Annotated in this window: 9 protein-coding genes; 7 read left to right on the top strand and 2 right to left on the bottom strand. The window is 64.0% G+C overall.

The window, feature by feature from the left end; all coding sequences use genetic code 11:
* Positions 1–249: 249 nt before the first annotated feature.
* From KBB96_RS16790 to KBB96_RS16770, 5 genes are all read left to right on the top strand, one after another.
* Positions 250–1,065, top strand: a complete 816-nt coding sequence (locus KBB96_RS16790) for a hypothetical protein (protein ID WP_211630648.1) — start codon at positions 250–252, stop codon at positions 1,063–1,065.
* A gap of 66 nt (positions 1,066–1,131) precedes the next feature.
* The gene (locus KBB96_RS16785) at positions 1,132–2,004 is read left to right on the top strand and encodes a D-hexose-6-phosphate mutarotase (RefSeq protein WP_211630647.1); all 873 of its coding nucleotides are present in this window, start codon (positions 1,132–1,134) and stop codon (positions 2,002–2,004) included.
* A gap of 39 nt (positions 2,005–2,043) precedes the next feature.
* A complete protein-coding gene (locus KBB96_RS16780) occupies positions 2,044–3,066 on the top strand; it encodes a magnesium transporter (protein WP_211630646.1) in 1,023 nt (340 codons plus the stop codon).
* A 25-nt stretch (positions 3,067–3,091) separates the two neighbouring features.
* Positions 3,092–4,711, top strand: a complete 1,620-nt coding sequence (locus tag KBB96_RS16775; protein ID WP_211630645.1) for a hypothetical protein — start codon at positions 3,092–3,094, stop codon at positions 4,709–4,711.
* Between the two features lie 64 nt (positions 4,712–4,775).
* Positions 4,776–6,056 carry a hemolysin family protein gene (locus KBB96_RS16770; RefSeq protein ID WP_211630644.1) on the top strand — a complete coding sequence of 427 codons (1,281 nt, stop codon included), beginning with the start codon at positions 4,776–4,778 and terminating at the stop codon, positions 6,054–6,056.
* Between the two features lie 9 nt (positions 6,057–6,065).
* On the opposite strand, the gene KBB96_RS16765 is transcribed toward KBB96_RS16770, so the two are convergent.
* The gene (locus KBB96_RS16765; RefSeq protein WP_211630643.1) at positions 6,066–8,087 is read right to left on the bottom strand and encodes an ankyrin repeat domain-containing protein; all 2,022 of its coding nucleotides are present in this window, start codon (positions 8,085–8,087) and stop codon (positions 6,066–6,068) included.
* 122 nt (positions 8,088–8,209) lie between these two features.
* Positions 8,210–9,442 carry an LL-diaminopimelate aminotransferase gene (locus KBB96_RS16760; protein ID WP_211630642.1) on the bottom strand — a complete coding sequence of 411 codons (1,233 nt, stop codon included), beginning with the start codon at positions 9,440–9,442 and terminating at the stop codon, positions 8,210–8,212.
* Between the two features lie 143 nt (positions 9,443–9,585).
* Here KBB96_RS16760 and KBB96_RS16755 point away from each other — a divergent pair, with 143 nt between their 5' ends.
* Both KBB96_RS16755 and KBB96_RS16750 read left to right on the top strand, forming a co-directional pair.
* Positions 9,586–10,140 (top strand): sigma-70 family RNA polymerase sigma factor, encoded by a 555-nt coding sequence (locus tag KBB96_RS16755; protein ID WP_211630641.1) that lies wholly within the window; start codon positions 9,586–9,588, stop codon positions 10,138–10,140.
* On the top strand, positions 10,137–11,585 hold the full coding sequence (locus KBB96_RS16750) for a FecR family protein (RefSeq protein WP_211630640.1): 1,449 nt from the start codon (positions 10,137–10,139) through the stop codon (positions 11,583–11,585). The genes KBB96_RS16755 and KBB96_RS16750 overlap by 4 nt, the downstream gene beginning before the upstream one ends.
* The last annotated feature ends 38 nt before the right edge of the window (positions 11,586–11,623 follow it).

Genomic DNA, 11,623 nt, shown 5'->3' with positions numbered 1-11,623 from the left:
ATGACCCGTACGGAAACCGTCCTCGGTCCCCTGATCCGTAACGCCGAAGCAACACTGGTTGAATATCAATCGGATGAGACTTCCGTGCCGGTGATTGTCCCGGACCCAAAACCTGCGTTCCCCCACCGGGAACGTTGCTGGACGACTTGTCTGGAATCCGCCGCCATCGGCTTTGTGATGGATGAGTGGCGCGCCAAGCGGAACCCCCGCGGGCTGCTTTCCATGGTTGGTCACGGCATCTCCGGGGTCATGTCCTGCGGACCCTGGCGGCGAGCGATCCAGGTCGGCAGCCTGCCCTTCTCCACCACGGTCCGATCGGAAAATACCGGCGAGACGATGTGGAAGATCCTGCCGGAGCTGCGCGAGGAAATGCCGGAGCGCCCCTTTGCTGTGCGCAATGTGTTGAAAACAGACCTGCCGGAAATGCTTCCGGAAGATGCCGTGCTGCTGCCGGTGCGGGTGGTCTATGTGCAGGATTTTTCCGAAGGGCACCCGCCGCGCAGCAAGCACTACCGCCGCGACTTCCGGCTGCTGGAACGAGCGGGACTGGATCAACTGGAGGACGGGGATTTCGATGATGCCCGCATCCGTGAAGCACTCGGACTGTATGCCCAGCTTTACCGGAACCGTTACTCGATCCGTCATCCGGATTTCACACCGGAGATGATCGCGCTGGCCCGAGGGCGCGGATGGCTGCGCCTGGGGGGACTCGCCGATCCGGTCACCGGCCGGCTGCTGGGATGTTTCGGTCTGCACATGGTCGGCCGCACCATCACCACACCGATCTTCGGTCACGATCTGCGGTTGCCACCGGAAGAGGGCCTCTACCGGCAGTTGTCCACCGTGGTCACCAACTTCGCGGTCCAATCGAGGGCCTATGAAAACACCTCCAGCGGAGCGGGGGAGTTCAAGCGCCGCCGTGCCTTCAAACCCGAACTGGAATACCTGATGGTGATGCCACCCCTGGCCGGTCCGCGAAGAGCGGGCGACCACGCGATGTTGAAAACATGCGCGGCGATGATGCGGAAGGTGACGATCGACGATTTCCTTGCAGCAGGCGGATGAGCCCCCTGCATGGGAAGCCGTCCCTGCCTGCTTGCAGGGCAGGCGGCAACCGGCCAATTTCACGCCATGTCCGAGCTTCCCGCCTGCGTCCGCCTGACCCATCCCGCCGAGAATTATCCGGTGCTGGAGATCGATCATGCTTCCTGCCGGGCGAAGGTGGCGCTGCATGGCGCACACGTGATGGAGTGGACTCCCGCGGGTCACGATCCGGTGCTCTATCTCAGCCCGAAAACCGGATTGAAGGAAGGCAAGGCGATCCGTGGCGGCATTCCGGTCTGCTGGCCGTGGTTCGGTCCGCATCCGACCGACTCCAGCAAACCCGCCCACGGCTTTGCCCGCGCGCGCTTCTGGAAGCTGGTGGATTGCCAGGACGAAGGAGCTTCGGTCGAACTGCGCTTCACGCTGAAATCCGACGAGCATACCCGCGCGCTGTGGCCGCATGAATTCGAGGCGATCGTGGAGATCCGCCTTGGTGCGGAACTGCACGTGTCCCTCACCAGTCACAATACCGGCACCGGGCCCTTCGTCGAAACCGCCGCGCTGCACACCTACCTAACCATCAGCCATGTCGATGCCATTGAGATCGCCGGTCTGGGCGGATCGACCTTCCTCGAAAAGGCCGGTGGTTTGAACGTCCCCGGCGACCAGGCGGGGCCGGTGCGGATCGTCGGCGAAGTGGACCGCGTCTATGCCTCCACCGCCGATACCGTTCTAACCGACGACGACAAGCGGACGATCCACATCCACAAGCACGGCAGCGGCTCCACCGTGGTGTGGAATCCCGGTCCGGAAAAAGCCGCCTCGCTGGGCGACCTGCCTGCGGGGGACTATCCACATTTCGTCTGCATCGAGGCGGCGAATACCCCCGGCGCGGAGGTCACCGTCCCGCCCGGCGGCCATCATGTCCTGCGCACCCGGATCACGGTCGCGCGGTCTTGAGCTTGTGGATCGCCGTCCGATCAGGCAGGGTGCGATGCCATGAGCGAGGAAGCCGTCGCATCCCCCCTGGCCCCGAAAGCACGCGCCACCACCGTGGGCGAACTCATGTCCCCACCGGTGGGGATTTTCCGCCGCGACATGACCGTGGCGGAAACGATCGAAAGCCTGCGCGAAATGACCCGCGCGGCCTTCATCACCTACGGCTATGTCACCGATGAAGACGGCAGGCTGGAGGGTGTGGTGGTGATGCGGGATCTGCTGCTTGCTTCTCCGGAAACCAAGCTCGGCGACATCATGCTCAAGGATGTCTTCTCCCTGCGCGAAAGCACGCCGATGCCGGATGCGCTCAAGGTCGCACTCTCGAAGCACTACCCGGTCTATCCTGTTTGCGATGACCAGGGCCGGTTGAAAGGCCTCGTCCGCGGCGACACGCTCTTCGCCGAGCAAGTCGTGGAGATCAGCGCCCAGGCCGGTAGCATGGTCGGTGTGGAAAAGGAGGAACGCCTTGCCACTCCACTCCCGCGCAGCCTCAAGCTCCGCCATCCGTGGCTCCAGATCAACCTGCTCACCGCCTTCCTCGCCGCTGCGGTAGTCGGCTGCTTTGAGGATACCATCAACCACTTCGTCATCCTCGCCGTCTTCCTGCCGGTGATGGCCGGACAATCCGGCAATACCGGCTGCCAGGCGCTGGCCATGTCTCTGCGCGGCATGACGCTGGGGGACGTGAAAGGCAAGGAACGCCGCCTGATCATCAAGGAAGGCATCCTCGGATTTGCCAACGGCCTGCTGGTGGGCATCACCGCTGGCATCGGCATGTTCATCTACGCCTCCATGCAGAAGAACGCCCATCCGCTGCTGATGGGAGCCATCGTCATGGCGGCCATGACGGCGAGCTGCGTGATCAGCGGCCTCTCCGGCGCCTTGATCCCCCTCACTCTGAAACGCCTGGGCGCGGACCCGGCAACGGCTTCCAGCATCTTCCTCACCACCGCCACGGACATCGCCAGCATGGGGATCTTCCTTTCGCTGGCGAAGGCCCTGGTGCCGGTCGGTGGCGGTTGAGCAGTAAGGGAGTATGGTTTTACGAATGTCCGCAATTTTTCAAAGAGGGTGCCTGCCGCTCCTCGCGGCTCTTGTCACCGCACCAACGGCGGACGCGCTGGCGATCCGGACCTACAGCGCCGCACGGCATGACCGGTTCACCGGTTTCCCGGGCGCACCGGTGTTGAACACCGGTTCATGGTTCACGGGGTCCCTCTATACCGGAGTCGGCTGGCTGGCATCCGATACCCGGCGGCAGTTCGCCCTGGTATCGCCCCAGCATTTCGTCTCGCCCTCGCACTGGGGGGTGGGCAATGGCGATCAGATCCGCTTCCTGTCCTCGAGCGGGCAGATCGTCACCGCCACCATCGCCTCGTCGACCATCATCCAGGAGAATTCGACTTACACGGATCTCACGTTGGGCCGCTTCACCACTCCCATCCCCACAGGTTCCGGGGTGGCGGCATTCCCATACGGCAGCACCAGCGAAAGCTACTATCCATCCGGCCCCCCCAGCCGACGGGTCCTCCACGTATTCGGATTCGATGCCAAGGCCGGCGGAGGCACCCTCGGATCGTTCGCCAATGTGGACATGGGAAACGGGTCCATCAGCCGGATGTTCTCATTCTCCTATACGTTGGCGAGCGGAGGCCAGGATGACAGCTACTTCATCAGCGGTGATTCCGGTTCGCCATCATTCGTGAACCCGACGGGCTCGAAGCCGCTGCTGGTCGGCACCCATTCCGCCATCGATACGACCAGCTCCGCCACGGTGTACACGAACTACGACACGTTCGTTCCGCACTACGTCGCACAGCTCAACCCCCTCATGGCGACGGATGGCTATCAGATGATTCCATCCTCTCCCCCCGCCGTCACCCTGGCCTCCGCACAATCGTCGACGAGTCCCGCCACCCTGCGGCGCGCACAGACCGGATCCGCGACGTTCACGATTTCGAACAACACCCCGGCAAACGGGGCGACCAACATCGTCGTTTCACTCACCTTCCCGAGTGGCAGCGGTCCCACCAGCATCAGCGGCACGGATTGGTTCGTGGATACCACGGGGCCAACCGTCTGGACGCTTCATCGGGCCACTCTCACCAACGGCAGTCCCGCACCGCTGACGGCCTCCTGGAATTCCGTGCCCGCGACCGCCACCCTGCCCGTCACCATCACCAGCCAGAGCGACGGCAGCAGTTTGCAAACCAGCAACTACGATCTCGCTCCCGCGGTATCCTACGCGGAGTGGAGCGCTCCCCTGGCGCAACCGGCCACCACCGCCGATCCGGACAACGATGGCAGGAACAACCTCATCGAATACGCCTTCGGCGGTGATCCATCATCCGGAGCCAATCTCCTCTCTCCCGGCGTGCAGGCCGGCACCGCGATCAGCACGGCCGCCGGGACGGCTTCACTGAGATTCCCGGTAAGATCCGACTCCCAAGTACGAGGACTGACGTATGTGATCGAATGGTCGGACAATCTCACCACCTGGAGCCAGACCGCTCCGGCGGGCGCGGGTGCTCCCTCCTATCAGGTCCATTCCCCCGCGGTTTCCGGGTTCAAGGAATCGCTGGTCACGTTTCCCGCCAATGCCGCGCGGAAGTTCGCACGGGTGCGGATCACCCTCAATGAAAACGCGGCGGGAATGACGGTGCCCTGAGCGGACGTTCTTTCCCGGCTTGCACAAGACCGCCACATGGGTTTGGGTGATGGGATTTCAAGAGATGTCACCCTGGCTGCCCGCACTCGCCATCCTGTTCCTGATCGCTCTCAACGCCTTCCTCTCGTTGGTCGAGATCGCGCTGGTGCTGTGCCGTGAATCAAAATTGAAAGCGGACGAGGAGGGTGCGGAGGACGCGTTGCTCCTGTTGCGGGCTCCGGAGAACACCCTTTCCTCAGCCCAGGCGGTGATCACGCTGGCCATCGTTCTAACAGGCGCGTTCGCCTCCGAGGGGCTCGCCGCGCCGCTCGCCACGGCGGCCTCGGGCTGGTTCCATGGCGCCGCCTGGGTCGGCCCGGTGGCACGCCTCCTGGTGGTGCCCGCCGTCGCGGGCTCCGTACTGCTGTTCGGCGCGCTGGTGCCGAAGCGGATCGGCCTTGCACACCCGGAAGCCGTGCTGCGCTTCACCGCCGGCACGGTCCGGAAATGGACCGCGCTGATCGCCCCGCTCGCCCGGTTGTTCGGACAAACCGCGGACGGCATCGTGGCAGTCCTGCAGATCCAGCCCGCCGCGGCCGATACGGTCAGCGAGGAGGACGTGAAGCAGATCGTCCGCGAGGGCGGCAAGAGCGGCGCGCTGCTGCCCGAGGAATCCGAAATGGTGGAAGCCGTACTGGGCCTCGACAGCCTGCGTGTGCGCGAGCTGATGACCCCCCGCGGCGACATCGTGTGGCTGGATGTGGCCGCACCGGTGAATCATTCCTTCGATCTGATGCTCGCCAGCGGCCACACCCGCTTCCCGCTGCATGAAGGCCGCCGCGACAACGTGCTCGGCGTCGTCTTCATCCAGGACGTCTTCATCGCCCAGCGCACGGGAGGCACGGTGGACCTGAAAGCCCTTGCCCGGCCCGCGCTGATGGTGCCGCCCACCCAACCGGTGATCCGGCTGTTGGAAACCTTCCGCACCTCCGGTTCCACCTTCGCGCTGGTGTCGGACGAGTTCGGCGGCATCTGCGGCATCATCACGATGCAGGATGCCGTGGAGGCCATCATCGGGGACTTCCAGGATTCGCCCGATACCGAGCCCGCCATCGTCGAACGCAAGGACGGCTCATGGCTGGTGGATGCTTCGATCTACTTCGATGACTTCATCGAACGCTTCCCCGATTTCCCCGGCCAAGGCGCGAATGAACGCCACTACGTCACCCTCAATGGCTTCATCCTCCAGAAGCTCGATCACATGCCGACCACCGGCGAAACCCTTGAAGCCGGGCCGTTCCGGATCGAGGTGCTCGACCTCGACCGCAACCGCGTGGACAAGGTGCTGGTGACGAGGGTGGCGTAAGACGTCGCCTCACGGCACGATCTTCACCCGGTCACCCGTCTGGGTCATCGAGAAGAGCTTCTGCGCATTGCCGGAAGGCACGCGGATGCAGCCGTGCGATGCCGGATAGCCGGGCACCACCCCTTCGTGCAGGCCGAAGTCATCGCCGCTGAGACGTTGGAAGAACGGCATCTCCGCATGGTAGAGCGTGGACTTCCACTGGCGGTTCTTGTCGGTGATGGCGAACTCACCGGTCTTGGTCGCGAAACCCGGTTTGCCGGTGGAAACCTTGGTGGTGTAGATCTCCTCGCCATATTGGTTGTACACCCGCGCCCGCTGTTCGGACAGGCTCACCACGATCACGCGCTCCTCGATCCACGGATCGCGTCCCAGCATCACGCGCATCATCCGCACATCGCCCACGAACGAGGCGAAGTTGATCGGCCAGAAATGGGTCTCCCGGGTGGTGATGTTCTTGTTCGCACCGGCCTTGAGCAGGTGGAGGGTGGTCGCCACTTCACCGCTGGCGGCGGCGAGCATCAGCGGGGTCACGTTCCTATCCTCCTTCAACACATAGCGCATCGAGCTGGATTTCACATGCTTGAGGAAAGAGGAGCGCACCGGCGTAAGGCACGGGATGTTCGGATTCGCGCCGAGCTTGAGGAGCATCGCGACCACCGCCGGCCGGCGCAGCGCGATGGCGAGATTGAGCGGCAACTGGCCCTCCGCGGTGCGGATGAAGGGATTCGCGCCGCGCTGCAGCAGGCTCGTGACAAGGCCTTCATCACCCGAACGGATCGCCGCCCCCAGGGGAGTATCCAGCCATGGCGCGTGGGACGGATTCGGAGAAACGCCGCAGGCCATGAGCAGGCGGGCCATGCTGCCGTTCCCGGTGGCGCAGGTGAGATAGAGCGAGTTTCCAACCGGTGCCCCGGCATCCACCAGCGCACGAACCATCGACCCCTGCCCGCTGAGTGCGGCGGCTTCCACCGGCAGCCGGCCGAGACGGTCGCGGGCATCGGCCTTCACGCCCATGGCGAGCAGTTTGTGAACCATCGCGGTGTCCCCGGTGACCAAGGCCCGCGACAGCCAACGGGCCCAGCCGCCTTCCATCGGCTTTGCTCCGTAGGCGATGAGTTCCACGGCCAGATCGCAATCGCGCACTTCCATGGCATAGGCCAGCGGCGTCTTGCCCGCGTGATCGGCGCGGCTGAAATCGGCACCGGCCTTGGCAAGCAGGGCACGGCCTTCCGGCCAAGCCGCCCGCATCACGAGATTCACGGGAGAATCCCCCGACTTGTTGCGGAAATTCGGATCGCCCCCGGAGCCGAGGAACATCGAGAGCAGCTTTGGATCGTGCAGACGGATGGCCTCCTCCACCGGAGTGCGGCCTTTCGCATCCGCCAGATTGGGATCGGCACCGGCCTTCAACAAACGCGGGACGAGATCCAGCCAGCCTTTTTCCATGGCACGGTGCAGCAGGCTCATGCCCTGCGCATCCACGCTGGCGGCGTCCGCGCCGCGGTCGAGCAAGACGGAAAGCACTTCCTGACGGCCATGCCGCATCGCCACCTGGGCAAGCGAATCGCCATTGCGATCCGTACCGTGGGGATCCGCACCTTTTTCAAGGGCGTGGCGCACGAAGGCGAGCCGACCCTCCCGGATCGCCCACGGCAGCAGCTCCTCCCCATCCGGCATCACCCCCTCCACCTTCGCGCCCTCATCGAGCAAGCGATCCGCCACGGCGGTTTCCTTCGCCTCCAGGGCATAGCCGAGCGCGGACACGCCATTGGCATCCGTCACATCGAGATCGTCATGCCCCGGTGCCAGCAACAGCAGGGCCGTGCCCACATCATGACCGTTGATCGCCAGTTGCAGCGGAGTGCGGCCCGCTTCATCGCGATGTCCGGTATGGACGCCCGCTTCGATCAACAACCGGGCGGTGCTGGAATCCCCGGACGTCACCGCGTCCAGCAGCGCCTTGCCGGTCGGCTCGATACCACGCTCCGAAAGCTGGCGCACGGCCTTTTTCTGCGGGGATTCGCAGGACACGAGAAGGCATCCGCAGACAACCAGCGGAACAAAACAACCAATGGCACCGAGCGCCTTTTTCACGACGCTCGATACCATAACTCACGCACCGTCCCGTGCAAGCAATGCTGCTAACAATTCCGTCACGAAACGAGCGCCTTGAGGCGGCTGCACACCTCCTCGACGTTCGCGCGGGAATTGAACGCGGAAATTCGGAACCAGCCTTCGCCAGCGGCACCGAATCCGGAGCCCGGAGTGATGACGACCTGAGCTTCCTCCAGCATCTTGTCGAACATGTCCCACGAGGTCAGACCCGCCGGGCAGCCCACCCAGACGTACGGGGCATTCACACCACCAAAGACCTGGAGGCCGAGCGCCTGCGCGGTTTCGCGGAGCAGCTTGGCATTGCCCATGTAGTGCTCGATCAGCGCGGCGACCTGCTCCTTGCCCTCCGTGGAGAACACGGCGGCGGCGGCCTTCTGGACCGGGTAGCTGGCACCATTGAACTTGGTGCTGTGGCGGCGCGACCAGAGACGGTGCAGCGGGATACGCTCGCCGGACTCCGACTTGCCGGTGACGGTCTTGGGAATCACGACGTAAGCACAGCGGACGCCGGTGAAACCACCATTCTTCGAGAACGAACGGAACTCGATGGCGACATCGCGGGCACCTTCGATCTCAAAGATCGAGCGCGGGATCGAGGAATCCTGGATGAAGGCCTCGTAGGCGGCATCGAAGAGGATGATGGTGTCGTTCTCCTGCGCGTATTTCACCCAGGCCTCAAGCTGCTCGCGGGTGGCCACGGCGCCGGTCGGGTTGTTCGGGAAGCAGAGATAGACGAGATCGAGCTTGTCGCAGGGCGGAGCGGCAACGAAGCCGTTGGCGGCATTGCACTCGAGGTAAACAAGACCTTCGTAGGCGCCGTTGTCATTGGCATCGCCGGTGTTTCCGGCCATGACATTGGTATCAACATAGACGGGATACACCGGGTCGGTGATGCCGGTGCGATTGCCCTTGCCAAAGATGTCGAGAATGTTGCCGGTGTCGCACTTCGACCCGTCCGAGATGAAAACCTCATCGGCCTCGATGCCGAGGTTGGCGAACTGGTTGTCCACGATCGCCTGGCGGAGGAACTCATAGCCCTGCTCCGGGCCATAGCCGTGGAAAGTGCTGCGGTTGGCGAGCTCGTCCACACCCTCGTGCATGGCCTTCACCACGGCGGGCGGCAGGGCCTCGGTCACGTCGCCGATGCCGCAGCGGATGATGCGGCCGGCCTTGTCCGGGTTCGCTTCCGAGTAGGCCTTCACGCGGCGGGCGATTTCAGGAAAGAGGTATCCGGCTTTGAGCTTCAGGAAATTGGAATTGATCGTGGCCATGGCGGCGGGACGTTTAGCGGGGCCGCCGCAGGTGCGCAAGGGTCTAGCGAAGGGGTGGGAACCGGGGCCCGATCTCTTGCCCGCAATTTTCCAGTCAGGTTCCAGCGGCAGGGGAGATACACTCCCAGACGAATCCACGTACCATGACGATTCCTTTTCCAGCTCCCGGGGACCCGCCACGGCTCTCCGAGCAGGAATTCGACCTGCTGCTGGCGGCCGCCCAGCCGCGGCTGAGGGGGTACGTGGCCTCGATCCTCGGCGGCTGGTCGGACGTGGACGATCTCGTGCAGGAAACCAATCTGGTGCTGATCCAGAAGCAGGGGGTTTTCGAGGCCGGAACGAATTTCATCTCATGGGCCTTCCGCGTGGCCTACTTCAAGGCGACCACCTGGCGGCGCGACCGCCAGCGCGAGGGCCGGGTGGTCTTCAGCGAAACCGCATTCCAAGAGCTGGCGGCCCACGCCGAAGAACGATTCACCACCCGCGACGGCAGCAGCGAAACGCTGGCCGAGTGCCTGAAACGCCTGCCCGCCCAGGAGCGCGAACTGGTGGAAGTGAAATACGTCCAGCGCCAATCGCTGGTCGACCACGCCCGGACGCTGGGCTGCAGCGCCCAATCGCTTCACAAGCGGATCTCGCGCATCCGCCTCGCCCTGCGTGACTGCATGCGGCGGCAATCCCACTCCGAACGCTCATGAAAGCCCCCGACTCCGAACTCCGGCGCCTTACGGACGCCTGGCACGACGGGACCATCTCCCGCGGCGACGCCCTGCGGCTGGAAGAACGCCTCCTAGCCGATACCGCCGCGCGCGACTATTTCTTCGAAATCTCCGAACTCGAAGGTGGCCTCGCGGAAGCTGCGGCCATGCTGCCGCCCATCGCGGCAAAACCGCGTCCGCAGTCCACCACCGGCTCATGGTGGAAAATGGCGGCCGTCTTCGTCATCGGCGCGGCCAGTGGCGCGCTCGCGTGGAAAATGACCGGCGCGAAATCGCCCGCAGGCGGCAGGTCATTCGGTCCGGAGGCAACGATCACCGGCATGATGGGAGTGACGTGGGACGGCGTGGCCGGTGACCGCTCGGTGGATCTGAAACACGGCTCGGGAACCACCCGCATCACCTCCGGGCTGCTGGAAGTCACCTTCGGCAGTGGCACGCGCACGGTGATCGAAGGTCCGGCCAACTTCGAGGTGACGGGCCATAATTCGATGTCCCTGACCTACGGCAAGGTGGTGGCGGACGTGCCAAAGGGCGCGGAAGGATTCACGGTGAATTATGCGGACGGACGGATCGTCGATCTCGGCACGGAATTCGGTGTCGACATCGGCCGCGGGGAGAAAGTTGCCAACTTCGGCGTCTTCCGGGGAGAGATCGAATTCCAGCCGAAGGGCGAGGGGGCCCGGCCGGTGCGGCTGTTGGAAAACCACGCCGTGCTCGCCGGGGAGGGACGCATCCAATCGGTGCCCTTCGACCAGGCCAAGTTCACCCGCCGGTTCCCGTCCCGCGAATTCGCCTGGGAAGTCAAAGAAGCCGCGGCCGAAACAACGTGGGACTACGATATCAGCCATCTCGTGTGGAAGCCCGGCCACTACCGCGTCATCTGCAAATGGATGACCGGCCCACACGGTGTGGCCACCCGCGGTGCGGAACTGAGGCTGGACGACGTACTGGTGGCCTCGGATGATCACCCGGGCTTCACCGGGCTCGCCTCGCTGACCAAGAACAATGAATACGATCTCAATGTGGCCGGAGACCACTACCGGCGCGGCAAGTGGACGCTGCGGCTGCATGTGAAACCGGACTGGCTGGCGGACAAACCCGCGGTGGCACGCGGAGTGGTTCTGGTGGAGGAAGGCCTCGCCGTGAATGCGAAGCCGGAGGACTTCATCGGCACGTGGGAATACCTTCACGACGGCCAATCGTTCAAACGCACCTTCCGTCCGGATGGAACGGCCGATCTCCTGATCGATGGCAAACCTTACAGCACCTTTGCCAACAGCCATTGGATCGTGAAGGACGGCTGCCTGGAGCTGACCGTCCCGGAAGCCAGCGGCCCCATCATCGAACGCCATCTGCTGCGCGATCCGGAGACGCTCGTGTTTACGAACCGTCCCTACCGGGACGCGATCCGCGCCAAAAAGTAATATCCACGGATTTCCCGTCAGGTTTTCCCGGCGGGCGA

The sequence above is a fragment of the Luteolibacter ambystomatis genome (assembly GCF_018137965.1).
Lineage (GTDB): Bacteria > Verrucomicrobiota > Verrucomicrobiia > Verrucomicrobiales > Akkermansiaceae > Luteolibacter > Luteolibacter ambystomatis.
Note: the sequence above shows the minus strand (reverse complement) of the source record. Positions and strands in the feature narration are given on the sequence as shown.